Origin of the sequence: Acinetobacter sp. V91_7, assembly GCF_031799075.1 — a bacterium.
Classification (GTDB): Bacteria; Pseudomonadota; Gammaproteobacteria; order Pseudomonadales; family Moraxellaceae; genus Acinetobacter; species Acinetobacter calcoaceticus.
Map to the genome: position 1 here is coordinate 26,106 of NZ_JAVQNT010000038.1, position 25,746 is coordinate 51,851.

A 25,746-nucleotide genomic window follows, 5' to 3' on the forward strand; every position below is an offset into this window, starting at 1 on the left:
TGTCATGATGGAAGTAACTGCTAAATTACGCGGTGCCGCTATCTCGGCACAAAAGGCACGTTTGGTTGCAGATCTTATTCGCGGCAAATCTGTTGCGCATGCTTTAAATATTTTAAACTTCAGCAATAAAAAAGCTGCTGTTTTAGTAAAAAAAGCATTGGAATCTGCGATTGCAAACGCTGAACACAATAACAGTTTAGATGTTGATGATCTTAAAGTTTCTACGATTTACGTTGATGAAGGCGTTAGCCTTAAACGTATTATGCCACGTGCTAAAGGCCGTGCAGATCGTATTACTAAGCGTACTTGTCACATCACCGTTAAGGTAGGGGTTTGATATGGGTCAGAAGGTTCATCCAATCGGTATCCGCCTAGGTGTTGTGAAACGTCATAACGCTAACTGGTATGCGAGTCCGAAACAATACGCTGAATACTTGCTTAAAGATCTTCAAGTTCGTGAGTTTTTAAATAAAAAACTTAAGAATGCGATGATCAGCAACATTCTTATCGAACGTCCATCAGGCGCTGCTAAAGTAACAATTAGCACAGCTCGTCCTGGTATCGTAATCGGTAAAAAAGGCGAAGATATTGAGAAATTACAGCGCGAACTTACTAGCATTATGGGTGTTCCTGCGCAAGTAAGTATCAACGAAATTGATCGCCCAGACTTAGATGCGCGTTTAGTTGCTGAAGCAATTGCTTCTCAATTAGAAAAGCGTGTAATGTTCCGTCGTGCTATGAAGCGTGCGGTTCAAAACACTATGCGTGCTGGTGCTAAAGGTATCAAAGTTGAAGTGTCTGGCCGTTTAGGTGGTGCAGAGATTGCTCGTACTGAATGGTATCGTGAAGGTCGTGTACCTTTGCATACATTGCGTGCAGACATTGACTATGCAACTGTGCGTGCAGAAACAACTTACGGTACGATTGGTGTTAAAGTTTGGATTTTCCGTGGCGAGATTTTAGGTGGCATGAAACAAGTCATGAACCCTGCTCCTGCTGAAGATCGTCCAGCTAAACGTGGTCGTGGTCGTGGTGAAGGTCAAGAGCGTCGTGGTCGTCGCGGTGACCGTGCTGCTGACAAGGGAGAATAATCCATGTTGCAACCTAAACGTACCAAATTCCGTAAGGTGCACAAAGGCCGTAATACTGGTCTAGCGCATCGTGGTAGTACAGTATCATTTGGTTCGATTGCAATTAAAGCAACTGAACGTGGTCGTATGACTGCGCGTCAGATTGAAGCTGCACGTCGTACTATTAGCCGCCGTATTAAGCGTGGTGGTAAAATCTTTATTCGCGTATTCCCGGATAAGCCAATTACTCAAAAGCCTCTTGAAGTGCGTATGGGTAAAGGTAAGGGTAGCGTGGAATACTGGGTTTGCCAGATCCAACCAGGCAAGATCCTGTACGAAATTGAAGGTGTGAACGAAGAATTAGCGCGTGAAGCATTTGCTTTAGCTGCTGCTAAACTTCCGTTTAAAACCACTATCGTGACTCGGACGGTAATGTAATGAAAACTAAAGATTTACGTGAAAAGTCGGTAGAAGAGTTGAAAGCTTTGCTTGATGAGCAACAGCTTAACCAATTCCGTCTTCGTATGGCGAAAGCAACTGGTCAGTTGGGTAAATCGCACGAAGTGCAAGTTGCTCGTAAGACAATTGCTCGTATTAAGACACTCCTTACCGAAAAACAGGGGAACGGACAATGAGTGAAAAAACAGTCCGCACGTTAACCGGCAAAGTCGTAAGTGACAAAATGGATAAATCTATTGTTGTTCTTATTGAACGCCGCGTTCAACACCCGTTGTATGGCAAGTCAATTCGCCGTTCAACTAAGTTACACGCTCATGATGAGAATAACGTCGCTAAAATTGGTGATGTTGTGACCATTAAAGAAAGCCGCCCAATTTCTAAAACTAAAGCTTGGACTTTAGTGGAAGTAGTTGAAGCAGCTGCTGAGTAATTCGACGTTCTTGTTGCATCATCGGTCAATTTCGAGTACTCTTTGAGCCTTTCGAAATTGTGACCGGTGATGCTCGGTTTTGGAGTAGGGCAATGATTCAAACCGAAACTATGCTCGACGTAGCAGACAACAGTGGTGCTCGCCGCGTACAATGTATTAAAGTACTTGGTGGTTCACATCGTCGTTATGCTTCTGTTGGCGACATTATTAAAGTTACTGTAAAAGAAGCAATCCCACGCGCACGTGTTAAAAAAGGTGACGTGATGAATGCGGTTGTAGTTCGTACTAAATTCGGCATTCGTCGTCCAGATGGTTCTGTGATCCGTTTTGATGATAATGCTGCAGTTATCCTGAACAACAACAAAGCTCCGATTGCTACTCGTATCTTCGGACCAGTGACTCGTGAACTTCGTACTGAACAGTTCATGAAAATCATTTCATTGGCTCCTGAAGTTCTATAAGAGGCAATCATGGCTAAGATTAAAAAAGGCGATCAAGTTATTGTGATCGCAGGTAAAGAAAAAGGCAAACAGGGTACTGTATTGTCTGTTTCTGAAGACCGCGTTAAGGTTGAAGGCCTTAACTTAGTGAAGAAGCATCAAAAGCCGAATCGTGTAACTGGCGCTGAAGGCGGTATTGTTACTCAAGAAGCTTCGCTTCATATTTCAAACGTGGCAATTTTAAATGCTACAACCCAGAAGGCTGACCGTGTTGGTTACCAAGTGATTGATGGCGTGAAAACTCGCGTTTATAAATCAAATGGTGAATCAGTGGCGGTAGCGAAGTAATAGGTTGAAAAGGCGATGGCCAGACTTAAAGCACGTTACAATGATGAACTTAAAGCCAAGTTAAAAGAAGAACTTAGCGTTAAGAACGTGATGGAAATTCCACGCATCACAAAAATCACCCTAAACATGGGTGTAGGCGCAGCTGCAACTGATAAGAAATTATTAGATGGCGCTGTAGTCGACATGCAATTAATTGCTGGTCAAAAACCAGTAATTACACTTGCTCGTAAATCTATCGCAGGTTTTAAAATCCGTGATGGGTGGCCGATTGGTTGTAAAGTTACTTTACGTGGCGACCAAATGTACGAATTCTTGGATCGTTTGATCTCAATCGCAATCCCTCGTATCCGTGACTTCCGTGGTTTCTCTTCGAAATCATTTGATGGTCGTGGTAACTATTCAATGGGTTTGAAAGAGCAAATCGTTTTCCCTGAAATCGATTTCGATAAGATTGATCGTATTCGTGGTATGGATATTACTATTACTACGACTGCTCGCACCGATGACGAAGGCCGTGCGCTTATGCGTGCATTCGGCTTCCCGTTCAAATAAGAGGTCGATATGGCTAAGAAAGGTATGATTAATCGCGAATTGAAACGCGAAAAAACAGTTGCTAAATACGCTGCAAAACGTGCTGAATTAAAAGCTACAATTGCAAATGTAAACGCAACTGAAGAAGAGCGTTTCGAAGCGACGTTAAAGTTACAAGCATTGCCACGTAATGCATCTCCGGTACGTCTTCGTAACCGTTGTGGTTTAACTGGTCGTCCTCATGGTTACTTCCGTAAGTTCGGTTTAAGCCGTAACAAATTACGTGACACAGTAATGCAGGGTGATGTACCAGGCGTTGTTAAGGCAAGCTGGTAAGGAGCGACTAAATGAGTATGCAAGATACCGTTGCCGACATGCTAACACGTGTTCGTAACGCACAAATGGCTAAGAAACAAACTGTTTCTATGCCTTCTTCTAAGTTGAAAGTTGCAATTGCAAACGTTCTTCAACAAGAAGGTTATGTTTCAAATGTAGAAGTTGCTCAAGAAGAGACAAAATCTACTTTGACAATTACTTTAAAATATTTCGAAGGCAAGCCAGTTATCGAAGTGGTTAAGCGCGTAAGCCGTCCAGGTCTTCGCCAATACCGCGGTAAAGATAAACTTCCAAGCGTTAAGCAAGGTTTAGGTATTGCAATTGTTTCTACAAGCAAAGGCATCATGACTGATCGCGCTGCACGTGCTGCGGGCGTTGGTGGTGAAGTTATTGCTTTTGTTTCTTAATAGGTGATTCCTCATGTCTCGTGTGGCTAAAGCCCCAGTAACTGTACCAAATGGTGTAACAGTTACTCAGAACGGCCGGCAGGTCGAAGTGAAAGGCAGCAAAGGTACGTTGTCTTTCAACCTGCATGCGCTGGTCGAGCTAAAACAGGAAGAAGGTAAACTTCAACTTGCTCCAGTTAAAGAATCGAAAGATGCTTGGATGCAAGCTGGTACTGCTCGCGCTGTATTGAATAACCTTGTAAAAGGGGTTAGTGAAGGCTTCGAACGTAAGTTGCAGCTAGTTGGTGTTGGTTATAAAGCTGCGGTTAAGGGTACTGTTGTAAACCTTAACCTTGGTTTTTCACACCCAATTGACTACGCTTTACCTGAAAGTGTAACAGCGGAAACTCCAACTGCAACTGAAATCATTTTGAAATCAGCAAACAAGCAGTTGTTAGGTCAAGTAGCGGCAGAAATCCGTGCGTATCGTTCTCCTGAACCATATAAAGGTAAAGGTGTTCGTTATTCGGATGAAGTCATTCTTCGTAAAGAAGCTAAGAAGAAATAAGGCGCGAGGTTCTTATGAACGAAAAGAAACAAACCCGTTTGCGTCGTGCGAAAAGCACACGCTTGCACATCCGTGCATTGGGTGCGACTCGTTTGTGTGTAAACCGCACTCCGCGTCACATCTATGCTCAAGTTATTTCAGCAGATGGTGGCAAAGTTTTAGCTCAAGCTTCAACTTTGGATGCATCTTTACGTAGCGGTACTACAGGTAATGTAGATGCGGCTACTAAAGTAGGTGCTTTAATCGCAGAGCGCGCGAAAGCAGCTGGTGTAACTAAAGTTGCATTTGACCGTTCTGGTTTTAAATATCATGGTCGTATCAAAGCCTTGGCTGATGCTGCTCGTGAAAACGGCTTGGAGTTCTAATCATGGCTAAAGTTGAACAAAACGAAGGTCTTGTTGAAAAGCTGGTTGCCGTTGATCGTGTAGCCAAAGTTGTTAAGGGCGGTCGTATCTTCTCTTTCACAGCATTAACTGTTGTGGGTGATGGTAATGGTCGTGTTGGTTTTGGTCGTGGTAAAGCGCGTGAAGTTCCAGCTGCTATTTCTAAAGCACTTGAAGCTGCACGTCGCAACATGATTACTGTAGACCTTGCAGGTACTACTTTACAACACCCTGTGAATGCTCGTCATGGTGCAAGCCGTGTATACATGCAACCTGCTTCTGAAGGTACTGGCGTAATCGCTGGTGGCGCAATGCGTGCCGTTCTAGAAGCTGCAGGCGTGCATAACGTACTTGCTAAATGTTATGGTTCTACTAATGCTGCTAACGTAGTAAACGCAACTTTCAAAGGTTTGCGTGATATGACTTCTCCTGAGAAAGTCGCTGCGAAACGTGGTAAATCAGTAGCAGAAATTCAAGGGTAATCAATCATGAAAACGATTAAAGTTACCCAGACTAAATCTTCTTCACATCGCTTGAAAAATCACAAGCTTTGCTTACAAGGTTTAGGTCTGCGTCGTATTGGTCATACTGTAGAAGTGCAAGATACGCCTTCTAACCGCGGTATGGTCAACAAAGTCTACTATATGGTTAGTGTAGAGGAATAAGCCATGACTCTGCGTTTAAATGAGCTTGCGCCTGCAGAAGGTGCAAAACGTGAAAACCGTCGTTTAGGCCGTGGTATCGGTTCTGGCGTTGGTAAGACCGGTGGCCGTGGTGTCAAAGGTCAAAAATCACGTAAAAGTGGTGGCGTTCGTCCAGGCTTTGAAGGCGGTCAAACAGCGATTTATCGTCGTTTACCTAAATTCGGTTTCACTAGCCAAATCGCTTTAAAAACTGCTGAAGTACGTTTATCTGAGTTAAGCAAGGTTGAAGGCGACATCGTTAGCCTAGAAACTTTGAAAGCTGCGAATGTTGTTCGTCGTGACCAAATTCGTGCTCGTATCGTACTTTCTGGTGAAATCACTCGTGCATTCACTGTTCAAGGTGTTGCATTGACTAAAGGCGCTAAAGCTGCGATTGAAGCAGCTGGCGGCAAAGTCGAGGAGTAATCTCGAGTGTCTATGTCTCCTAGTTCTTCAGGTCATGTCAACATGATGAAAGGTCAGCCATTTCACGTGAAATATCGTGAAATTATTCGCCGGATGAGTTTTCTAATCGGTGCATTGCTGGTCTTTCGACTAGGAGCGCATATTCCAGTACCAGGCATTAATAATGCTGCGTTAGAAAATTTATTTCATGCGAACCAAGGAACTATTCTTGGGCTATTCAATATGTTTTCTGGCGGTGCTTTAGAGCGAATGTCTATTCTTGCTTTAGGGATTATGCCTTACATTTCTGCATCAATTATTGTGCAGTTAATGTCTACGGTAATTCCTTCACTAGAAGCCTTGAAAAAGGAAGGTGAGCAAGGTAAGCGTAAAATTAATCAATATACGCGTCAGGGTACATTATTGCTTGCAGTGGTTCAGGCAGTTGGTATGTGCGCAGGTTTGATTGGTCAGGGTATTACTCTGTCAGTTGGTCTTGAGTTTTATATACCAGCAGTTACATCACTTGTCGCTGGAACTATGTTCTTAATGTGGCTAGGTGAACAAATCACTGAAAGAGGTATTGGTAACGGTATCTCAATGATTATTTTTGCTGGTATTGTTTCTGGTTTGCCTAACTTAATTATGCAATCAGTTTCATCGGTAGATAATGGTCAGACAAGCTTAATTGGTCTTGTAATCTTTGGTCTTTTGTCTTTAGGTGTGTTGGCTGCCATTGTGTTTATTGAAAAAGCACAACGTCGTATTCCAGTAAACTATGCACAAAAGCAGCAAGGTCGTCGTATATTTACAGCACAGCAGACACATTTGCCATTGAAAATTAATATGGCTGGTGTGATTCCTGCGATTTTTGCAAGTTCTTTACTATTGTTCCCAGCGAGTCTTGGTCAATGGGTAGGAAGTGCAGATGCAAATGCTGGATTAATTAAGCGTAGCTTACAAGATTTAGCTTTAGTATTGTCGCCTGGACAGCCTTTGTATTTGGTGCTCTTTGGTGCGTTAATTATCTTTTTCTGTTACTTTTATACGGCTTTAGTATTTAGCCCTAAGGAAGTATCAGAAAATCTAAAACGCAGCGGAGCTTATGTGCCTGGTATTCGCCCAGGTGAGCAAACTGCTCGTTACTTAGATCATATTCTTAATCGTTTGACGTTTATTGGTGCGATTTATATTACGGTCATTTGTTTAATGCCAATGATTCTACAAAGTTCTTTTGGGATCCCATTCTCTTTGGGTGGTACATCATTACTAATCGTAGTTGTCGTTGTTATGGACTTTATGGCTCAGCTACAAGCGCACTTAACATCTCATCAATATGATAATCAAACATTAATGAGAAAAACGACTGCTCATCCTAAGGGATAAGCGCACTTAGAGGTTTCATCATGAAAGTACAAGCTTCTGTAAAGAAAATTTGTGGTAGCTGTAAAGTTATCCGTCGTAATGGGGTTATTCGCGTAATTTGTAGCGCAGAACCTCGTCATAAGCAGCGTCAAGGTTAATCTAATCAAGACCTGTTGATTTCAGTAGGCGAATTGGGTTAATATCCGCCCCTCAAGATTTTGTGGGGCGGTTGATTATCTCTACTGCCTTTTTGGAGAAAGTGAATGGCTCGTATTGCCGGTGTAAACATTCCGGATAACAAGCATGCTGTTATCTCCCTCACTTACATCTTTGGTGTCGGTCGCCATACTGCTAAGAATATCTTAGCTACAGTTGGTATTACTGAAACTACTAAGATCCGTGAGTTGGACGATGCTCAGCTTGATGCGATTCGTGCAGAAGTTGCTAAGGTTCCTACCGAAGGTGACTTGCGTCGCGAAATTTCCATGAACATTAAACGTTTAATGGATTTGGGTTGCTATCGCGGCCTTCGCCATCGTCGCAGCTTGCCTGTCCGTGGTCAACGCACCAAAACTAACGCACGTACCCGTAAAGGTCCGCGCAAACCGATTAAAAAGTAAGATTTCTGGAAGCTAAAAGATGGCTAAAGATACTCGCACACGCAAGAAGGTCACTCGTACCGTCTCTGAAGGTGTTGCACACATTCACGCGTCTTTTAATAACACCATTGTTACGATTACTGATCGTCAAGGTAATGCATTGGCTTGGGCCACCTCTGGTGGACAAGGCTTCCGTGGTTCACGTAAATCAACTCCGTTTGCTGCTCAGGTAGCTGCTGAAGTTGCTGGTAAAGCAGCTTTAGATTACGGTTTGAAAAATCTGGATGTCCTTGTAAAAGGTCCTGGTCCAGGTCGTGAGTCTGCGGTTCGTGCATTAGGCGCAGTGGGTTATAAAATTAACAGCATTACCGATGTGACGCCAATTCCTCACAACGGTTGCCGTCCACCTAAAAAACGTCGCGTGTAAGGAGAAACATTCATGGCTCGTTATATTGGTCCAAAATGCAAACTCTCTCGCCGCGAAGGGACAGACCTGCAACTTAAATCTGGCGTTAAACCATTTGACGTCAAAACTAAAAAAGCTAACAAAGCACCTGGTCAACATGGTCAGGCACGCGGTGGTAAGCAATCTGAGTATTCACTACAATTACGTGAAAAACAAAAAGTCCGTCGTATTTACGGTGTGTTAGAACGTCAATTTAGTAACTACTATAAAGAAGCAGCTCGTGTTAAAGGCGCAACAGGTGAGAACTTGTTGAAATTGCTTGAAAGCCGTCTTGATAACGTTGTTTATCGCATGGGTTTTGGTTCTACACGTGCAGAAGCTCGTCAGTTAGTAAGTCACCGTAGCATTACTTTGAATGGTCGTCGTGTAAACATCGCATCTATTCAAGTTAAAGCTGGTGATGTAATTGCGGTTCACGAAGGTGCTAAACAACAATTGCGTATTAAAAACGCGATTGAGTTAGCTGCACAACGTGGTATTCCAGCTTGGATGGATGTTGATCATTCTAAGCTTGAAGGTACGTTTAAAGCTGCACCAGATCGTGCTGATTTACCTGCTGAAATCAATGAAAGCTTGATTGTAGAATTGTATTCTAAATAATCCTTGAGGTAGCAATAATGACGCGTACTGCAAACGAGTTTCTAACTCCGCAAGCGATCAAGGTCGAAGCGGTTAGCGGGACCTCGGCAAAAGTGATTCTAGAACCTTTAGAGCGTGGTTTTGGCCACACTCTAGGGAATGCTTTACGTCGCATTCTATTGTCTTCTTTACCTGGCGCTGCTGTGGTTGAAGTTGAGATAGAAGGTGTCGAGCACGAGTACAGTACTTTAGAAGGCTTGCAGCAGGACATCGTCGAGCTCTTGCTGAACCTAAAAGGATTGTCTATTAAGCTGTTCGATCAAAATGAAGCATATTTAACATTAGAGAAACAAGGTCCTGGCGAAATTACTGCTGCTGATCTTCGTTTACCTCATAATGTTGAAGTGGTTAATCCAGAACATTTAATAGGTACTTTGAGTGCTTCAGGCTCATTAAAAATGCGCTTGAAGGTTGCTCAAGGTCGTGGTTATGAAACATCTGATTCTCGTTTCCCTGAAGGTGAAACACGTCCTGTTGGTCGTTTGCAATTAGATGCTTCTTATAGCCCGATTAAGCGTGTTTCTTACACCGTTGAAAATGCGCGTGTAGAACAACGTACCGATTTAGATAAACTGGTAATCGACCTCGAGACAAATGGAACGGTTGATCCTGAAGAAGCAATCCGCAAAGCGGCAACAATCTTGCAACAACAAATTGCAATTTTTGTTGATCTTCAGAAAGACCAAACTCCAGTTGCTCAAGAGCCTCGTGAAGAAGTTGACCCAATCTTGCTTCGCCCAGTAGATGATCTAGAGCTTACTGTTCGTTCTGCTAACTGTTTGAAAGCAGAAAATATTTACTACATTGGTGATCTTGTTCAACGTACTGAAGTTGAGTTGTTAAAAACTCCTAACCTTGGTAAAAAATCGTTAACAGAGATCAAAGATGTTTTGGCATCGAAAGGCTTACAACTCGGTATGCGTCTTGAAAACTGGCCACCAGCTAGTCTTCGTATGGACGACCGTTTTGCCTATCGTAGCCGTTAATTAAGTAGGACTATCACCATGCGTCATCGTAATAGTGGTGTGAAATTAGGCCGTACAAGCAGCCATCGTAAAGCGATGTTCCAAAACTTGGCTAATTCTTTATTTGAACACGAGTTGATCAAAACAACTGTGCCTAAAGCTAAAGAATTACGTCGTGTTGCTGAGCCTTTAATCACTCTAGCAAAAAACGATACTGTAGCAAATCGTCGTTTAGCATTTGCTCGTACTCGTAATGCTGCAACTGTAGGTAAATTATTTACCGTACTCGGCCCTCGTTACAAAGAACGTAACGGCGGTTATCTACGTGTTCTTAAAGCGGGCTTCCGTGCTGGTGATGCAGCACCGATGGCTTACGTTGAGCTTGTAGATCGTGAAGTGAACACTTCAACTGAATAATTGATTTTATTCAAAAAAGACCGGTTTTATACCGGTCTTTTTTATTTTTGTTAATTAATAAAATTATAAAAATGTCCCCAAGTGACATAAAAAAACGGATAAACGGTCAAACTTGACATTGTGTATTGTCAAAATTGTGCTTTAATAAACTTATATTCTCAACAATGGGTATAAAAATAAAATGGAAAAGCAAGTTGATATTTTAATCATTGGCGCAGGTATCTCAGGAATTGGAATTGCTGCCCATCTATCAAAAAATTCTCCACAACGCCAATTTGAAATTTTAGAGCGTCGTGAATCTTTTGGTGGAACATGGGATCTTTTCCGTTATCCAGGCATTCGCTCAGACTCAGATATGTCCACATTTGGTTTTAATTTTAAACCATGGTGTAAAGCGAATGTATTAGCTGATGGTGCTTCTATTAAAGGGTATTTAGGCGAAGTAATTGATGAATATAAATTAAAAGAAAAAATTCACTTTGGTCATCGTGTGCTTTCTGCTAATTATGATTCTGAATCAAAGAAATGGCAGGTTGTAATTGAAGATGGTAAGAAAAAACAACAGACTTGGATTGCTAATTTTGTTGTAGGGTGTACCGGTTATTATAATTATGATCAGGGATATGCTCCTTCTTTCCCAAATCAAGAAGCATTTAAAGGGCAACTCATTCACCCACAGCATTGGCCTGAAAACTTAGATTACACAGGTAAAAAAGTCGTTATTATTGGTAGTGGCGCAACTGCAATTACTTTAGTACCGGCAATGGCTAAAGGTGGCGCTGGTCATGTCACTATGTTGCAGCGTTCACCAACGTATATTGCTAGTGTACCGTCTATCGATTTCGTTTATGAAAAAACGCGTAAATTTATGTCTGAAGAAACAGCTTATAAATTTACCCGCGCACGTAATATTGGTATGCAGCGCGCTATTTATGCATTATCGCAGAAACATCCAAAGACTGTACGTCGTTTACTCTTAAAAGCAATTGAAGTGCAGTTGAAGGGTAAGGTAGATATGAAGCATTTTACACCTTCATATAATCCTTGGGATCAACGTTTGTGTGTGGTACCTGATGGCGATTTGTTTAAAATTTTGCGTGAAGGTAAAGCAAGCGTAGAAACTGATCAAATTGAGAAATTTACCGAAAAAGGTATTCTACTTAAATCTGGTAAACACCTTGATGCTGATATTATTGTTTCTGCAACAGGCTTACAAGTTCAGATTATGGGTGGTGTTCAGGCGACTATTGATGGGAAAGCAATTAATTCATCTGAGCATATGCTTTATAACGGTGTGATGTTAAGTGATGTACCAAACATGGCTATGATTATTGGTTATGTAAATGCATCGTGGACCCTTAAAGTTGATATCGCTGCGGAATATATTTGTCGCTTGTTAAATTATATGGATAAAAATCACTATGATGAAGTGATCCCATCTGGTGATAAAACTGAAATGGAAGAAGATACTGTAATGGGTAAATTGTCTTCAGGTTATATTAGCCGTGCGGCACATGAACTTCCAAAACAGGGTAAGCATGCTCCATGGCAAGTGACTAATAACTATTTAGAAGATAGAAAGTCGCTGAAAAATTCAAAATTTGAAGATGGCGTTCTACATTTTCATAAACGTTCAGAAGCTAATGAGCGTAAGCCAAAATTAGTATCTTAATAGATATTAGATAAAGAAAAGGGGCATAATGCCCCTTTTCTTATGAAGGTATTAAAGTGTTCTTGAAATTAACTCTTTCATGATTTCATTGGTACCTGCATAAATTCGATTTGCTCGATGATCAATGTATGCACGTGCAATTGGATATTCAAGCATATAGCCATAACCACCATGCAATTGAAGACACTCATCTACAATTTTTGAGAACATGTCTGAAATTTTATATTTAGCAGCTGCGGCAGCTTCCACACTCAATTTTTCCTCAAGTTGTAATTCCATACAACGATCTAAATAGGTACGGCAGAAATCTATTTCTGTTCTGAGTTCAGCAAGTTTAAAACGCGTATTTTGAAATGCACTAATTGGTTTACCAAACGCTTTACGGTCTTTCGTGTATTGAACGGTATGTGCAAATGCCGCTTCAGCTCCTGCCTGACAAATAATCGCAACTAGCATTCGTTCCCAAGCTAACTCTTTCATGAGCATAATAAAGCCCATGCCTTCCATACCTAAAAGATTTTCTTTGGGAACACGAACATTATCGAAAAACAATTCGCAGGTATCTTGGCCTTTCATTCCAATTTTATTCAGAGGCTTACCTTTGCTAAAACCAGCTCGGTCTGCTTCAACAATAATGAGTGATAAGTTTGCTGAACCTTTGTCGTTATTACCAGTTTTACAAACCACTACGACCATGTCACATAAGTAGCCATTAGTGATGAAAATCTTGGAACCATTAATGACGTAATCATCACCATCAAGAACGGCTGTAGTTCTTACTGCTTGTAAATCAGAACCAGTGCCTGGCTCAGTCATGGCAATAGCTGTGACCACTTCTCCTGTTGCCATCTTCGGTAGCCACTTTTGTTTTTGTTCTTCATTACCAAAGTTGTTCACATAATTGGCAACAATATCCGAATGCAAAGAAAAGCCCGTACTAGAGTCCATAGCATAAGCTTGTTCTTCGATTAAGATCATACTGTACAAGCGGTCTACTCCAGACCCACCGTATTGTTCTGGCATTGTGGTACACAATAGGCCTAATTCTCCGGCCTTATTCCAAAGGTCTCGATCAACATGTTGCTGTTTTTCATATTTTTCAATATTGGGAACAACTTCTTTTTCATAGAATTTACGAACTGTTTCGCGGAATGCCTCATGTTCTTCGTTAAATAGTTTTCTTGGTAACATATTTGGAATGGGACGGATAGCACCAGATTGCATTTGTGTTTCTTCCTTGGTTCAGGTGTGATGTTATGAACTTAAACATACGGAAGCCTTGCTTATGTAACAATGTGATGAATGCTCAATTATGGATACAAGATGATAAATTTGGTCAATTTGATATTTTTAGCGATCTTTGGAATGTGATCAGGTAAACTAAGCGCACTATCAACGCAGATGGGGAAATAAATGTCTGACGAAATGACCTTGGAAGAACGTAAAGTAATTTATCGAGCACGCCGCGGCTTAAAAGAAATTGACGTCTATTTTGACCCTTATGTAAAAAACTATTATCTAAAAGCGGATTTGGCAGAGAAGGCCTTATTTGCAGAGTTAGTTGAACAAGAAGATCCTGATTTACTAGATTGGTTCATGGAAGTTTCTGAACCTCCACGTACAGAGTTACGTGAATTTATTTATAAATTAAAACAGTACGTTCATGGCTAAGCTGTTTTGATAAAAGAATTGAATTTTGAGCTGAAATATAGTCGTTTCTCGATAATATTTCAGCTTTTTATTGGCTTGAGTTTAGCAATCTTGCTGTATCAATTGTTATCACCCATTTGGTGGTTGATTGCTTTCATCCTTTTATCTATTAGTTTTCTATTTTTTTTAAGACAATCACAAATTTCTCAAATTGCATATTTAGACCAAAAATCGTGGTCAATTGCATATCCCTCGAAAAAGATAATTTCTCGTGTGGAAATTTCTAAAATAATTGATTATCAGTTGTTTATGGTTATTTATCTTGAGGGGGCACCTATGAAAGTAGCCATAATTTGGTTTGATCAACTTCCTTTACAACATTGGAAAAAGCTAAAAGTCTTACAGAAACTTCATTAATTGTTAGACAATTCTACATTTGTATATTTATTTAAAAACTATAAAAAACAATAATTTAATCTTTATTTTTTTGCTTGAGTTTAGGATTGTCTAATTAAAAATTAGAAAAAAGCTAAGGAAATACAATTGTCTGACAATTTCACCTATGGGTATCTAGTTGATCGGTTAAAGTACAAACACCAACGTAAAGTGTGTCGGAGGTCTCAAAATGGAGATGCCAACATGGTCGTTCTTGGTCATTGCCATCATTTTGGCAGTGGTGATCGGAAGAGCAGGAACTTTACTCAGGGAACATCTTAACAAAGTTAATTTTAACAAAGTTAAGAGACAGAGGATGCAAGGTCGTCGATCAGTCAATTATTAAATTGGTTAGTCGATTAATTTCATCAAGTGTCCAGTTTATAACTGGGTGCGATTGTAGTAAGGAGGTCTCTCATGGAGATTTCAATGTGGATGTTTCTGTTAATTGCAGTGCTTATGGCTGTGGTAGTAGGAAGAGCAGGAACTTTACTTAAGGATTATATAGAACAAAAATAATATAAGCCGTTAAAAGCTTATCTCAGTTAATAAGTAGCATGTGCTGAACCGTCGCAATGCTACTTTTTTTTGCCTAAAATTTCTGTTTTCTGAAAAAACTGTCAATTTTATCTACTGTGAAGTATGTCAAAGTATAAGCGCTACAATTAGAGTAATTACTCTTTTATTCAAGATATGCATCTGCTAATGTACATCTGAAAAGGAAAAAACAAATTACATAGAGGACAGGAAGATGTCTAAAGTCCAAAAAATAAGCCAAGGTTTGGCAGTAAGTTTGCTTGCAGCTTCAGTTTTATCAGGTTGTTCATACGTCGTGAAAACCGGAGCAAATGTTGCTTTAGGTTTTACGGAAAAGCACGTCGTTCCACCTATTTTAGCAATGCAAGATGCTGAAATGGTTTGTAATACGGGTAGTGCATTAACACCTGCAATTATGTCTACCAAAGGTATGGGTGCAGATCCAACTCGTGTTGCTGTATTAATGTATGCCGCATCAGGTGTATGTGCGGAAAACCAAGCCTTAGAACAGGAATTACGTTATTTACGTGCATCAAAAGCAGGTCAAGTAACCGAAGCTCAAGATGCTCGTATTGCTCAGAAGCGTTGGGCAGCCATTGCTGCTGAGCGTCAATATACGGGCTATAAATTGTTCGCTGATCGTTGGGAATCTAAATATAAATATCATTTAGGTGATTCTTGCCCAACCATGCGCAGTGATACTGATCAAACTGTATATTTACTTGGAATGATTAGTGGTCTTCAGGCTGTAACCAATGATATTAACTCTGGTGGTGCAGTCAATGTTCCAAAAGATATTGCGGCTATTGTAGAGCGCGGCATGGTTTGTCTAGATAATGAAAAATTCTGGGGCGCACCTAATGCAACACGTGCTGTTATTTGGACCTTACTGCCTGGGGCTGATGAAGGGAAACCTGACCCATATCAAACGTTAAAACAGTCAGTTCAAATCGGTGAACAAAAGGGTGTTCGCCTGTCCCATGCTTTGTATGCGGTAGCTGCCCAAGCAAGTGGTGATGATGCAAAAATCCGTGATGCATTAAGATCATATGCCGCATCTCAAGCTGATGATAAGCCTGTCAATCCGAACTTTAAGTTAATCGATAGTATGGCTGGTTTGATAGTACGTGGTATTTCTGACCGTTACTGGACTGAGCATACTGGTGTGCGTACCGGAGATGATGGTATGTCACATTTCTGGGATGATAAGAATGAAGGTGCAGCAGAGTTAGATGAATTGTTTGATGGAGGGGCCGCATCTGAAGCTCCTGCAGACTCATCTGCTCCACAAGCAGCGCAGTAAAAATATTTGAAAGGTTAACTTCTTGCGAGACTGTTGTTAAGTTTTACAATGGTAGCAAGAAGTTTAATTTCAAGGAGTGTGCCATGAAGGATCATGTACTGAATCATAAAGTGCTTTTGGTCGCAGTGTGCATTTCTGTGTCTGCCTGTCTACAGGTGTTTCCTGATACATTTATTTATTGGCGTGAAAGCCTACTTGGCGAATTCTGGCGTTTGTGGACAGCGCACTGGGTACACGTTGGGTGGATTCATTTCCTTTTAAATATGATGGCATTTGCCTGTTTGCCTTTTATCTTCCCGCATACCAAAGCGTGGCATCTTTTAAGTCTGCTTTTCCTTTTGCCACCGTTCATTAGTTTGGTTTTCTATTTTTATTTACCTTATATCGAAGCATATGCTGGTTTGTCAGGCGTTTTACATGGGCTCTATACAGCAGTTGCTTTAGTTTATTTGCAATATCGTAAAGAACGGAATTTTGCTTTTCTGGTTCTAGGATTAATTATTGCAAAACTGATATGGGAAAATACTTTTGGGCAAACAGGAACGGCTCAGTTAATAGGAAGCCCTGTTTTAACTGAAGCTCATCTCTATGGTGCGATTGGTGGCGCAATCTTTGGTGGGTGCTATTGGCTGGTACAGAGATTAAAAAAGAAATATTGACAATACGAACTGTTAAAAAAGTGATTTTAGTCATTCTTTATTAATAAAGTTTGATGCAAATTTGATCGTTGAATAAAGGGATTGGTAGAAGGGGTATGGATTTAACCCCTGACCAAGAAAATTGCATGACTCAAGTCTTTATTTTTTAGGGACTTGAGAGAACAAAATTGGAATATTTATGCAAGAATATCAAGAAAAAAGATCTGGATTAGGTCTGCTGGGTTATATCTGGAACGAATGGATCTCAACATTCGTTATCCTCACTCTGCTATTAATGACTTTAATAATTGGTACCGGGGAAATGATCCACGGACAATTATTACGTATCGGGGAACGTCTTTATGGTGACCCTGCTATAGGCATGCAATATTCATTTTTGCGTGCTGAACCTGAAAAGCCGACTTGTGATCGACATCCAAATATCGATGCCCAAGTAAAAGAACAAATGAAAGCGAATGCATCTGATGATTTCTCGAGTTTCTTTGGTGCAGCATCGGAAAGTGATGTCCGTGCATCGCTACTTGCCGCGCAGCAACAATGTGACGAGAAATATCAGGCCTATGACAAGACAATTAAATATATCGAAGCTAACCCAGGGGTGCGTACTTACCGTGCTGTCGAAACAGGTTTCTTTGGTATTTTTAAATTTGGTACAGAGAATCGTGCCATTTTACTTATCTTTATGGTTCTGATTTCTGCGATTACGGCATCGTTAAAATTTCACCATATTGGCTTACGTAATCCGGCAACAAAAATAGATTACAAAGTCTATTCCATCTTTATGGTGATTGGTAATGCCTTACTCAGTACCTCTGTAATCAGCCAGTATCGTTCAGTTATTAATTCTGGGGTAATACCTACCTATGAAACAGTAACTATTTACTGGATATGGATGATTCTATTTGTTGTTCTGACCTTAATTAGTCTTTATCAATTATTTGTTTCACCTCCACCAAAACGCGAAGGCGGTAATATTGGTTTAGCCCTTTTAAGTGTGCCTTTATATGCTTACATGGCTTTGATTACGGGTATCGTATTTACATTCTTTATGGATTATCCAATGGGGCAAGGGATTTACCTTGGTTTATTGGTTGAGTTTTCAGGTATTTTCCTAAACCTTGCCTTGTTTATTTGGGCAGGTATGCTTCTAACTCAAACACGTGTTATGGATTTATTCCTTAATGTGCTTCGTCCATGGAATTTGGCACCAGAAACCCTAACATGGTTAATTCTAATTGCTGCTGCTGTACCAACGGCTTATACCGGCGCATCAGGTATCTTCGTTATTGCAGCCGGTGCAATTATTTATAAAGAAGTTTGGAATGCAGGTGCTCGCCGTCAATATGCTTTGGCTGTGTCTGCAATGTCAGGTTCTTTAGGGGTAGTTGTACGTCCATGTCTATTGGTCGTTTTAATTGCCATGCTTGATAGCCGACATGTAACGTCCGATGAGTTGTTTGGCCATGGTATTTATGTATTTTGGCTAACAGCATTTATCTTCTTGGGTGTCTCATTACTATTGGCTGAAGAAAAATTCCGCGTGAATTCACCAAAAGTAGCGATTCCGGGTATGTTACGTGCCTTTGTACCAGTGATCCCATACATTCTGATTACTGTTGTTGTTCTTGCGATCTATAAATATGCACTAGACACAGGAATGAATGAATTTACTGCACCAGTAATTTTGCCATTAGTCCTGATCGCAATGATCTTGTATGACAAATTGGTGTCTACAAAAGAAGCTCCTGCAATCAATATTCATGAAGCAATTGTTCGTGAACATGAACAAAAATCCCCATTCTTGCAGTCACATGATCCGCATAGTTCTCAATACCGTCTTGGTTTTGGTGGAGCACTTCGTTTTGCGACCTCAGAAACTGTCGGCCATATTGGTGCACTAATTATCTTGATGGCATTGTCTGCAAGTGTAGGTGGTTTAATTGAACGCTCTGAAGTGGTTGAATTGTTACCGACTCATTTAGGCAGTATTTATATATCACTGGCATGTATTGCACTATTGCTTGCCATTATTGGTATGTGTACAGATCCATTTGGTGCTGTAATTTTAGTTGCTGCAACTATTGCGCCTGTGGCATACGAAAATGGTATTCATCCAATTCACTTCTGGATGATTGTATTAGTTGCATTCGAGTTTGGTTATGTAACGCCGCCAGTAGCCTTGAACCATCTACTCACGCGGTTGTCCGTCGGAGATGATGAAGTTAATGCGGCGGATGCGGAAGCGAAAGAGAAATATACAAGCTTCTACTACCGTTATGAGCGTTGGTTATTACCAATTATTGTCTTGTTCTCATCATTGGTATTGGTTACTTATGTACCGTATGTGTTCAAGTTATTCGATTGGTATAAATAGCTTAAATTAAAATATCTGTTATACAAAAAAGCCCTCCTAAATGAAGGGCTTTTTTAGTAAGAGACTTTAGTAAATTTAGGAAAAAGATGACTGGAATTATTTTAATTAGAATAAAAAAGCTAAAGATGAATAACTTTAGCTTTTTAAGTTCCCATTGAAAAACTATTGCTGTTTGAGCTGAGCTTCAAGCAATTTAACTTGTTCTTCTTTGAGTTTCGTTAATTGATCTGCATCTGCATGCTGAGCTTTTAATGAACTTTCTTGATCTTGCAACTGACGGTGGATGTCATCGAGTTTAGACACTTCTTCTTTAGCTAAAGATTCTTGAGCAGGTACAGGCTGTTTAAGCACATCTTCATTCACCAGTTGTTGTGAACTCGCAGCCTCTGTTATCGGTTCAGAACCTGATGATGGATCAGTGGTTTTAGCGGGCGCAGGTGTCGAAACAGGATGAGGATCAACCATTGGTGTGGATGACTCGGTTTTTTTGAAAAACCATTGTGCAGCGAAAAAAAGCACTACGAGAATGCTTAAGCCCCCAATTAAAATCCACAATAGTTTTGAGTTTTGTTTTCTTTGTAGTGGCATCTCTAAGACCTTTAGTCAGGACGACGAGGCTTGAACTGTATTACTCCAATTTCATCAGGTACAGCAGGTGCTTCAGGCTCATCAATATGAGTCGGACGATTTTCGCTATAACCGCATTCGATACATTCAATCCATTCGTCTTCAGCGGTGGTTAGCATGACAATCCGATCTGTTGCTTCACATTTTGGACATTTAGCCCCAGCAATGAAACGTTTTTTCATCTTTATCACCCTAACCACACGATCAATTTAGGCCCATAGTTTAAGCGGTTTTGCTGTCATTCGTCCAACCTTGATGACGTAACAATGCATCAATTTTAGGTTCACGGCCACGGAAATTAACAAATGCTTCAAGCGCAGTGTCTTTTCCGCCTACAGCTAAAATCGCCTGACGGAATTCTTTACCCGTTTGAGTATTGAAAATGCCTTCATGTTCAAAACGGTCAAATGCATCGCTAGCTAACACTTCTGCCCATTTGTAAGAGTAATAACCAGCCGCATAACCACCAGCAAAAATATGGCTGAAGCTATGTTGGAAACGGTTGTATCCGACAGTAGGAACGACAGCATATTGGCTACGTATTTCATTTAAAGTCTGCTGAATTTGCTCACTGTTCAGTGCTGGTGTTTTGGTGTGAATTGTTAAATCAAACAAGGCAAATTCAAGTTGACGTAAAGTCTGCATGCCAGATTGGAAGAAGCGGGCATTTAATAAAGCATCGAGTAATTCTTGCGGTAAGGTCTGTTTACTCTCAATGTGCTCACTTAATACATCTAGACTTTCTTTATCCCAAGACCAGAATTCCATGAACTGACTTGGAAGTTCTACCGCATCCCAAGCAACACCATGAGTACCTGCAACCGAAATGTTATCTACTTCGGTTAGCATGTGATGTAGACCATGTCCAAACTCATGGAATAAGGTGATGACTTCATCATGAGTTAGTAAAGCAGGCTGATCACCTACTGGAGGTGTAAAGTTACATACCATGTAGCAAATTGGTTTTTGCAGACCGTGAAGAGTTTGCATGCGTGAGCGGAAACCATTCATCCATGCACCACCACGTTTGCCCGTACGTGCATAGATGTCAAAGAAGAATCCACCAATTACTTGGCCTTGGTCTTCTAACTCAAAATAACGTGCATCTGGGTGCCAGACAGGTGCTTGTCGCTCAATGATGTTAATACCATATAAGCGCTGTACGATCTGGAATAATCCTTGAATGACTTTAGGCGCAGGGAAGTAAGGTTTTAACGCTTCTTGAGATAAGTTGAACTGTTGTTGTTTAAGCTTTTCAGAATAATAAGTGGTATCCCAAGGTTGAAGTTCATCGACACCATCTTGTTTGGCAATATCCCGAAGTTCAGCAACTTCTTGGAGAGCAGGGGCACGTGCATGTTCGGCTAGATCAACCAAAAACTCATGTACTGTTTTTACATCTGGCGCCATCTTGCTTGCAAGAGAATATTCAGCATAGTTATTGAAACCGAGTAGCTTCGCCATTTCTTGACGAAGACTCAAAATTTCTTCCATAATTTTACTGTTATCAAATTCAGCTTGCTCAGATTGATCAGAAGCACGAGTCACATACGCTCTGTAAAGCTCTTCACGTAATGCTCGATCATCTGCATAGGTCATAATGGCAAAGTAAGCAGGAAAGTCGAGTGTCGCTACTGCTTGATCTAATTCACGCTGTTTACCGTACTGTTTCAACAACTCAACATTACTTTCTGGAAGACCTTTTAGCTCAGCTTCTGTAAGGGGTTTAAAATAAGCTTGTGTTGCATCAAGTACATGATTAGAAAAATCAGAAGAAATTTGTGACAAACGTGCAGAAATCTCTGCATAACGTTTTTTCTCTTCGCCCTCTAAAGCCACACCTGAAAGTTTAAAATCACGTAAAGCAAGGCGAATAGCACTTTGTTGGGCTGGACTAAGAGACGTATAGCCCTGACCATCATGGATATGTTGATACGTTTGATAGAGCGCCGTGTGTTGACCAAGCTGAGTATAGTATTCGCTCAAAGCTGGTAATAACGATTGATAGACTTCTCTGGTTTCAGCATTGTTCATCACCGCGTTTAAATGCGATAAAACACCCCATGATTCACTGAGGTTGTTTTCAAGTGTATCGACTTGTTCAAGTACGGCAAGTTGTTGAGCGGTATCGCTAGGTACAACTGTAAGCGTATTTAAAAATTCTTGACCTGCTTGAATCGCTTGTTGGATGTCTTCTTTTAAATTTTCTAATTCAATTTGATCAAAACGCGGAGTTGGTAAGGTCGCTTGTTGAAAAGTCATTGCTGCTAGCCACATTATTTTTTAAACATGGTATTAGATGTAGGTCCTGTCAGGTAGGAAATCAAGTTTAATTTGCAAAATAAGCTTTTTAAAAAGAAATAAGCTCCAAATCGGAGCTTATTTCTAGGCTGGCAACATCTATTGTTTAATTATTCAGCCTTTGATTTTGCATTCGCTTTTTTCTTTTTAGGCTTAGACTTTTTCTTTACTTTTTCTGGTTTACTTTCAGCTTTTGCAGAAGTTTTTTTACCAGGCTTTTTAGTATAAGAACTAGGCTTGGCTTTTTCTTTCTTTTTGTGAACAGGTCTTTCTCCATCAGTACTGACAGTCGGTTTGCTGAAAACTTCTTCAGTTGCTTGTGAAGATGTTTTGGTTGTGCGTGGAGCTCGGCTACGAACTACTCGTCCTGCATGTGTGACTTGTTGAAGAAGCTGGAAGTCAATTTTACGTTCTTCAAGATTTACGCCAGCAACCTGAATTTTAACTTCATCGCCTAAACCAAAAACTTGACCTCTATTTTGGCCTACAAGATTTTGACTCGCTTGGTCATAAATAAAGAAGTCATCACCGAGTTGGCTAATATGAATCATGCCATCGACATATAAGTCTTTCAGTGTCACGAACAAACCAAATTCAGTTACGGCACTCACAATACCAATGAATTCCTCGCCTAAATGCTGTTGCATATAGTGACATTTCAACCAAGTCGTTACACTACGAGATGCTTCATCTGCACGGCGTTCAGTTTTAGAGAAATGTTCACCAGCGTCATCTAGCGCAGCGCCAGAAAGTGGAGAAGGTTTTTGTTTCAAGTGTGCCTTAATAGCGCGGTGTAACAATAAATCTGGGTAACGACGGATTGGCGAAGTGAAATGCGTATAGGCTTCATAAGCCAAACCATAGTGCCCCGCATTTTTTGCACCATAATAAGCTTGCATCATTGAGCGTAATAGCACGGCATGAATGCTTGGTGCATCAATACGATCTTTAGTTGCCTCAATTACTCGTTGATAATCTGCTTGAGTTGGCTGGTCAGGGAAGGGTAGACCAAGTAATTTAACAAAGTCTTTTACTTTCTGAATACGTGAAAACTCAGGAGCTTCATGTACGCGATACAACATTGGAATATCATTTTCTAACGCATATTCAGCTGCAGCTACGTTAGCAAGCAACATACATTCTTCAATCAGCTTATGAGCTTCATTACGTGTACGTGGCAAAATTTCTTTAATCCCGCCTAGCTCATCAAAAGTCATGTACGTTTCAATGGTTTCAAATTCCATTGCATGACGGTCAGCACGTAAGTTTTTCAAAATTTGATAAAGCTGGAAAAGCGTATTTAAGGATTTATGAACATCACGATCTTTTGGAATCGCGTCTGTTGCCCCTTCAAAATATTGTGCTACTTGAGTATAGGTCAAACGTGCTTTTGAGTGCATGACTGATGGATAAAACTCAAATCCAGTCACACGTCCAGTGCGCGATAGTTTAAGGTCACAGACCATACATAAACGGTCTACATGCGGATTCAGAGAGCACAGACCATTTGACAATGCCTCTGGTAGCATTGGTAATACAAAGTGAGGGAAGTATACAGAAGTACCTCGTTCCTCAGCTTCTTCATTGAGTGCTGAGTCTAAGCGTACATAATGACTTACGTCGGCAATTGCCACTACAACACGGTAACCACCACCCGGACGTTTTTCTGCATAAACTGCATCGTCAAAATCGCGGGCATCTTCACCATCAATTGTAACGAGTGCCAAGTCTCTTAAATCAATGCGGCCTTCACGGTCTTGAGCTGATGGCTCTTTAAAGCTTTCAGCTTCTTTTAATACCTGATCTGGAAATTCATATGGCAAACCAAATTCAAGAATAGTTTGTGGAATGATAATTTCTGTATCAGCTTTATCGGCCATAGACTGAATAATATGCGCCGTTGAAAACTCTTCGCGGGTCGGATAACTATCAATTGCAACACGTAGCATATCGCCAACATTTGCTTCAGCATGTTTTACGAGTTCTTTTTCTAAAGGAATAGGTTGGTGCTGATTAGGACTGTTGGGTTGAATAAAATATTCGCCCTCATGAACTGACAATTTACCGATCAACTGTTTGACGCGATGTTGTAAAACTTCTGTAATAAAACCCCAAGGTTTACCTTTACGGTCTACCGAAGTCTGGCGCACTCTAACTCGGTCGCCATTAAATACTAAACGTAATTCACGTTCAGGAAGTAAGAGGTCAGTTTGACCATCAATATGTGCTGTACCTAAACCTTTACTATTAATATAAACAGTTGCTTCATATGTTGGTTGATCTGCCACCAACTGAAATTTAAAACCGTCTTTCATGATTTGACCATCACGAACCATAGCACTTAAACGATGACTTAACGCTTCGATACTTTTTTGGTCATGAATATTAAAATGATCGACAAGCTCTGCATGAGATTGTGGTGTTTGCACCTGCTCCAATGTATCTAAAATAAGAGTACGGCTTGGAATAGGATTGTCATAACGTTCAGCTTCAGCTTTCGCTTCAGGGTCAGCCCAGTTTTTTGTCATGTCGTTTGGTTTCACGCTTGGCAGATAAGTTTAGCATAAGCCATGCAGACCCGAACTGCACGTTTAGGTTTGCAATAATGTGTTATGCACTACAGTATTTTGATGAAGAAATAATATCTATCTTAACAAGCGTTTGGTCGAAAAAGACGAAAATAATGAGTAAATTGCTTAAAAAGTAATTCATTGAACTAAAAAACAAGAAAATTTCAGTATGATGACTTGATCAATGTGGTTTTAGTTTGTATTATGGCGGCTCGTTCCGGTGAGGTGGATGAGTGGCTGAAATCACTTCCCTGCTAAGGAAGCATACCTATTACTGGTATCGAGGGTTCGAATCCCTCTCTCACCGCCATTACTTAATGCGCTCATAGCTCAGCTGGATAGAGCACTTGGCTACGAACTAAGGGGTCGGGAGTTCGAATCTCTCTGAGCGCACCAACTTGAAGAATTAACCGCTTTTATAGCGGTTTTTTTGTGCTTGTTTTTTAGTAATTTTAAAAAAATCTAAATTTATAACTTTTTAATTATATTAGAGATAATCATAAATGAATCTAGCTTTATTTGATTTTGATGGCACGATCACTCACAACGACACATTTAGCTTATTTCTTAAGTTTTCGTTGAATAGAAAAACTCAAATAGTCGGCGGTATCCGACTTGCGCCATATATAGCAGGTTATAAACTTGGTTGGGTAACGGATAAAACTATTCGGACTAAGCTCTGTCAGGTAGGGTATGTAGGCTATGATGCGAATTCCCTAAAATATATGGGACAAGAGTTTGCAAAAAAAGTACTTCCTAAATGTGTTCGTGAAAATGCTTTGGAGCGTATTCTCTGGCATAAAGAGCAAGGTGATCAGATTGTTGTTGTATCTGCATCATTAGGTGTTTATTTAGAAAGTTGGTGCCACTCTTTAGGTTTAGATGTTATATGCAATCAACTTGAAATACATAATGGTATTTTAACAGGTCATTTTGTTGATGGTGATTGTGGTTATTTAGAAAAAGTAAATAGAATAAAAAATAAATATGATTTAAGCCAATATCCTACAATTTATGCTTATGGTGATACGCCTAATGATTATGCAATGTTAGAGTTGGCGCATAAGAAATATTATAGATGGCAAGAAATGAATTAATATTTAAAAATATATTAATAAAGAAAGCCAC

Annotated in this window: 33 protein-coding genes, 2 tRNA genes and 1 pseudogene; 31 read left to right on the top strand and 5 right to left on the bottom strand. The window is 40.4% G+C overall.

The window, feature by feature from the left end:
- Positions 1-7 precede the first annotated feature (7 nt).
- The 23 genes and pseudogenes from rplV to RMB03_RS12330 all read left to right on the top strand — a co-directional run bounded on the left by rplV (position 8) and on the right by RMB03_RS12330 (position 12,162).
- Positions 8-337, top strand: coding sequence for a 50S ribosomal protein L22 (rplV, locus tag RMB03_RS12220; RefSeq protein WP_004639524.1), 330 nt, complete (start codon positions 8-10; stop codon positions 335-337).
- A 1-nt stretch (position 338) separates the two neighbouring features.
- Positions 339-1,155: pseudogene (gene rpsC / locus RMB03_RS12225) on the top strand (30S ribosomal protein S3).
- Positions 1,095-1,508, top strand: a complete 414-nt coding sequence (gene rplP, locus RMB03_RS12230; RefSeq protein WP_002049688.1) for a 50S ribosomal protein L16 — start codon at positions 1,095-1,097, stop codon at positions 1,506-1,508. Before rpsC ends, rplP begins: the two are co-directional and overlap by 61 nt.
- Entirely contained in the window at positions 1,508-1,705 is a 198-nt protein-coding gene (gene rpmC / locus RMB03_RS12235) for a 50S ribosomal protein L29 (RefSeq protein ID WP_000849928.1), read from the top strand. Before rplP ends, rpmC begins: the two co-directional genes overlap by 1 nt.
- Complete coding sequence (gene rpsQ, locus RMB03_RS12240; protein ID WP_001291845.1) at positions 1,702-1,959, top strand: 30S ribosomal protein S17; 258 nt, start codon at positions 1,702-1,704, stop codon at positions 1,957-1,959. The genes rpmC and rpsQ overlap by 4 nt, the downstream gene beginning before the upstream one ends.
- 92 nt (positions 1,960-2,051) lie before the next feature.
- Positions 2,052-2,420 carry a 50S ribosomal protein L14 gene (gene rplN / locus RMB03_RS12245; protein WP_001982634.1) on the top strand — a complete coding sequence of 123 codons (369 nt, stop codon included), beginning with the start codon at positions 2,052-2,054 and terminating at the stop codon, positions 2,418-2,420.
- A gap of 9 nt (positions 2,421-2,429) precedes the next feature.
- Positions 2,430-2,747 carry a 50S ribosomal protein L24 gene (gene rplX, locus RMB03_RS12250; protein ID WP_002116820.1) on the top strand — a complete coding sequence of 106 codons (318 nt, stop codon included), beginning with the start codon at positions 2,430-2,432 and terminating at the stop codon, positions 2,745-2,747.
- A gap of 15 nt (positions 2,748-2,762) precedes the next feature.
- Positions 2,763-3,299 (top strand): 50S ribosomal protein L5, encoded by a 537-nt coding sequence (gene rplE / locus RMB03_RS12255; protein WP_003653658.1) that lies wholly within the window; start codon positions 2,763-2,765, stop codon positions 3,297-3,299.
- A 9-nt stretch (positions 3,300-3,308) separates the two neighbouring features.
- Positions 3,309-3,614: a 30S ribosomal protein S14 gene (gene rpsN, locus RMB03_RS12260; protein ID WP_003653657.1), complete on the top strand. Its 306-nt coding sequence runs from the start codon at positions 3,309-3,311 to the stop codon at positions 3,612-3,614.
- Between the two features lie 11 nt (positions 3,615-3,625).
- Complete coding sequence (rpsH, locus tag RMB03_RS12265) at positions 3,626-4,021, top strand: 30S ribosomal protein S8 (RefSeq protein WP_003653656.1); 396 nt, start codon at positions 3,626-3,628, stop codon at positions 4,019-4,021.
- 13 nt (positions 4,022-4,034) lie between these two features.
- Positions 4,035-4,568 carry a 50S ribosomal protein L6 gene (gene rplF / locus RMB03_RS12270; protein WP_003653655.1) on the top strand — a complete coding sequence of 178 codons (534 nt, stop codon included), beginning with the start codon at positions 4,035-4,037 and terminating at the stop codon, positions 4,566-4,568.
- A 14-nt stretch (positions 4,569-4,582) separates the two neighbouring features.
- The gene (gene rplR / locus RMB03_RS12275; RefSeq protein ID WP_003653654.1) at positions 4,583-4,933 is read left to right on the top strand and encodes a 50S ribosomal protein L18; all 351 of its coding nucleotides are present in this window, start codon (positions 4,583-4,585) and stop codon (positions 4,931-4,933) included.
- Positions 4,934-4,935: 2 nt separating this feature from the next.
- Positions 4,936-5,433: a 30S ribosomal protein S5 gene (rpsE, locus tag RMB03_RS12280; RefSeq protein ID WP_003653653.1), complete on the top strand. Its 498-nt coding sequence runs from the start codon at positions 4,936-4,938 to the stop codon at positions 5,431-5,433.
- Between the two features lie 6 nt (positions 5,434-5,439).
- The gene (rpmD, locus tag RMB03_RS12285) at positions 5,440-5,616 is read left to right on the top strand and encodes a 50S ribosomal protein L30 (RefSeq protein ID WP_003653652.1); all 177 of its coding nucleotides are present in this window, start codon (positions 5,440-5,442) and stop codon (positions 5,614-5,616) included.
- 3 nt (positions 5,617-5,619) lie between these two features.
- Positions 5,620-6,060, top strand: a complete 441-nt coding sequence (gene rplO, locus RMB03_RS12290) for a 50S ribosomal protein L15 (RefSeq protein WP_003653650.1) — start codon at positions 5,620-5,622, stop codon at positions 6,058-6,060.
- Positions 6,061-6,105: 45 nt separating this feature from the next.
- The gene (gene secY, locus RMB03_RS12295; protein ID WP_281836318.1) at positions 6,106-7,425 is read left to right on the top strand and encodes a preprotein translocase subunit SecY; all 1,320 of its coding nucleotides are present in this window, start codon (positions 6,106-6,108) and stop codon (positions 7,423-7,425) included.
- Positions 7,426-7,445: 20 nt separating this feature from the next.
- Entirely contained in the window at positions 7,446-7,562 is a 117-nt protein-coding gene (gene rpmJ, locus RMB03_RS12300; protein ID WP_000867907.1) for a 50S ribosomal protein L36, read from the top strand.
- A gap of 105 nt (positions 7,563-7,667) precedes the next feature.
- Positions 7,668-8,024: a 30S ribosomal protein S13 gene (gene rpsM, locus RMB03_RS12305; RefSeq protein ID WP_004789609.1), complete on the top strand. Its 357-nt coding sequence runs from the start codon at positions 7,668-7,670 to the stop codon at positions 8,022-8,024.
- A gap of 19 nt (positions 8,025-8,043) precedes the next feature.
- A complete protein-coding gene (gene rpsK / locus RMB03_RS12310; protein WP_001040166.1) occupies positions 8,044-8,430 on the top strand; it encodes a 30S ribosomal protein S11 in 387 nt (128 codons plus the stop codon).
- A gap of 12 nt (positions 8,431-8,442) precedes the next feature.
- Positions 8,443-9,069, top strand: coding sequence for a 30S ribosomal protein S4 (gene rpsD, locus RMB03_RS12315; protein ID WP_003653643.1), 627 nt, complete (start codon positions 8,443-8,445; stop codon positions 9,067-9,069).
- A gap of 17 nt (positions 9,070-9,086) precedes the next feature.
- Entirely contained in the window at positions 9,087-10,094 is a 1,008-nt protein-coding gene (locus RMB03_RS12320) for a DNA-directed RNA polymerase subunit alpha (RefSeq protein WP_003653641.1), read from the top strand.
- A gap of 18 nt (positions 10,095-10,112) precedes the next feature.
- The gene (rplQ, locus tag RMB03_RS12325) at positions 10,113-10,490 is read left to right on the top strand and encodes a 50S ribosomal protein L17 (protein WP_311076403.1); all 378 of its coding nucleotides are present in this window, start codon (positions 10,113-10,115) and stop codon (positions 10,488-10,490) included.
- 181 nt (positions 10,491-10,671) lie between these two features.
- On the top strand, positions 10,672-12,162 hold the full coding sequence (locus tag RMB03_RS12330) for an NAD(P)/FAD-dependent oxidoreductase (protein ID WP_231764541.1): 1,491 nt from the start codon (positions 10,672-10,674) through the stop codon (positions 12,160-12,162).
- 51 nt (positions 12,163-12,213) lie between these two features.
- On the opposite strand, the gene RMB03_RS12335 is transcribed toward RMB03_RS12330, so the two are convergent.
- Positions 12,214-13,386, bottom strand: a complete 1,173-nt coding sequence (locus RMB03_RS12335) for an acyl-CoA dehydrogenase family protein (RefSeq protein ID WP_281836251.1) — start codon at positions 13,384-13,386, stop codon at positions 12,214-12,216.
- Between the two features lie 189 nt (positions 13,387-13,575).
- On the opposite strand from RMB03_RS12335, the gene RMB03_RS12340 reads away from it, so the two are divergent.
- The 5 genes from RMB03_RS12340 to RMB03_RS12360 all read left to right on the top strand — a co-directional run bounded on the left by RMB03_RS12340 (position 13,576) and on the right by RMB03_RS12360 (position 19,120).
- A complete protein-coding gene (locus RMB03_RS12340) occupies positions 13,576-13,833 on the top strand; it encodes a succinate dehydrogenase assembly factor 2 (protein WP_311076407.1) in 258 nt (85 codons plus the stop codon).
- Between the two features lie 6 nt (positions 13,834-13,839).
- Positions 13,840-14,229, top strand: coding sequence for a hypothetical protein (locus tag RMB03_RS12345; protein WP_311076409.1), 390 nt, complete (start codon positions 13,840-13,842; stop codon positions 14,227-14,229).
- A 769-nt stretch (positions 14,230-14,998) separates the two neighbouring features.
- A complete protein-coding gene (locus RMB03_RS12350) occupies positions 14,999-16,087 on the top strand; it encodes a hypothetical protein (RefSeq protein WP_281836253.1) in 1,089 nt (362 codons plus the stop codon).
- An 83-nt stretch (positions 16,088-16,170) separates the two neighbouring features.
- Positions 16,171-16,746 carry a rhombosortase gene (rrtA, locus tag RMB03_RS12355; RefSeq protein ID WP_017390202.1) on the top strand — a complete coding sequence of 192 codons (576 nt, stop codon included), beginning with the start codon at positions 16,171-16,173 and terminating at the stop codon, positions 16,744-16,746.
- A 178-nt stretch (positions 16,747-16,924) separates the two neighbouring features.
- Entirely contained in the window at positions 16,925-19,120 is a 2,196-nt protein-coding gene (locus tag RMB03_RS12360) for a TRAP transporter large permease subunit (RefSeq protein ID WP_080027826.1), read from the top strand.
- 162 nt (positions 19,121-19,282) lie between these two features.
- Here RMB03_RS12360 and RMB03_RS12365 read toward each other — a convergent pair whose 3' ends face one another.
- The 4 genes from RMB03_RS12365 to rnr form a co-directional block, all read right to left on the bottom strand.
- The gene (locus tag RMB03_RS12365) at positions 19,283-19,708 is read right to left on the bottom strand and encodes a hypothetical protein (protein WP_311076412.1); all 426 of its coding nucleotides are present in this window, start codon (positions 19,706-19,708) and stop codon (positions 19,283-19,285) included.
- A gap of 11 nt (positions 19,709-19,719) precedes the next feature.
- Positions 19,720-19,929 (bottom strand): YheV family putative zinc ribbon protein, encoded by a 210-nt coding sequence (locus RMB03_RS12370; RefSeq protein ID WP_035358172.1) that lies wholly within the window; start codon positions 19,927-19,929, stop codon positions 19,720-19,722.
- Positions 19,930-19,969: 40 nt separating this feature from the next.
- Positions 19,970-22,024 (bottom strand): M3 family metallopeptidase, encoded by a 2,055-nt coding sequence (locus RMB03_RS12375; RefSeq protein WP_311076415.1) that lies wholly within the window; start codon positions 22,022-22,024, stop codon positions 19,970-19,972.
- Positions 22,025-22,158: 134 nt separating this feature from the next.
- Positions 22,159-24,576, bottom strand: a complete 2,418-nt coding sequence (gene rnr / locus RMB03_RS12380; protein ID WP_311076417.1) for a ribonuclease R — start codon at positions 24,574-24,576, stop codon at positions 22,159-22,161.
- 261 nt (positions 24,577-24,837) lie between these two features.
- On the opposite strand from rnr, the gene RMB03_RS12385 reads away from it, so the two are divergent.
- The 3 genes from RMB03_RS12385 (at position 24,838) to RMB03_RS12395 (ending at position 25,715) form a co-directional block, all read left to right on the top strand.
- A tRNA-Ser gene (locus RMB03_RS12385) sits at positions 24,838-24,928 on the top strand.
- A 9-nt stretch (positions 24,929-24,937) separates the two neighbouring features.
- Positions 24,938-25,014, top strand: a tRNA-Arg gene (locus RMB03_RS12390).
- A gap of 107 nt (positions 25,015-25,121) precedes the next feature.
- Positions 25,122-25,715 carry an HAD family hydrolase gene (locus RMB03_RS12395; protein WP_005038503.1) on the top strand — a complete coding sequence of 198 codons (594 nt, stop codon included), beginning with the start codon at positions 25,122-25,124 and terminating at the stop codon, positions 25,713-25,715.
- Positions 25,716-25,746: the final 31 nt, after the last annotated feature.